Below are 558 nucleotides of genomic sequence, written 5' to 3' on the forward strand. Positions count from 1 at the left end.
CTTATGGGCGGCACAAGGAGTCCAGCGTTTGGGAGCCAACTTTTGGTCAAAGCCGTGGAGCCCAATAGAGGCAGGCATACATTGGCAACCAGGTCGCCACGACGAAGTTCCAGTACATCACATTGTCGCTGACATCCCCAAAGCGCCGCGGATTGTCGCCATGCCGCGAAAACATCAGGCAAGTCAGCACCAATGTCTCCACCAGATCGGTCAGGATGTGGGTGGTGTGCAGGCCGAGCATGACCCACACGATCGAGCCGTAGGCATTCTGATCCCACTGGATATGCATCGCCGGAAACTCGAAGGCACGCAGGACAAGCGGCGCTATTCCGATCAGGGACATGATGATCAGCCCGATACGCACCTTCCGCAAGTCCTGGTCACGCGCCCAGCGTGCCAACAAGATGTTCGGAAACAAGCTCGCCACCAGCAAAACCGTCAGCGTCGTCCCAGGCAGCAGATCGGGCGGCGGGGCATCCGGAGGCCAGCGTGGTGCCAGGCTCATGAGATAGAGGTAGACGACGATGGAAAGCGCAAAGCCAGTGGCTTCAATAAGCA

Annotated in this window: 1 protein-coding gene; it reads right to left on the reverse strand. The window is 58.4% G+C overall.

Translation table 11 applies throughout. The features are described 5' to 3' along the window. Positions 1-46 precede the first annotated feature (46 nt). On the reverse strand, positions 47-558 hold a 512-nt coding region (locus EOA29_RS39420; RefSeq protein WP_127222566.1), incomplete at its 5' end, for a cytochrome c oxidase subunit 3.

The organism is Mesorhizobium sp. M1E.F.Ca.ET.063.01.1.1 (genome assembly GCF_003998155.1).
GTDB lineage: Bacteria > Pseudomonadota > Alphaproteobacteria > Rhizobiales > Rhizobiaceae > Mesorhizobium.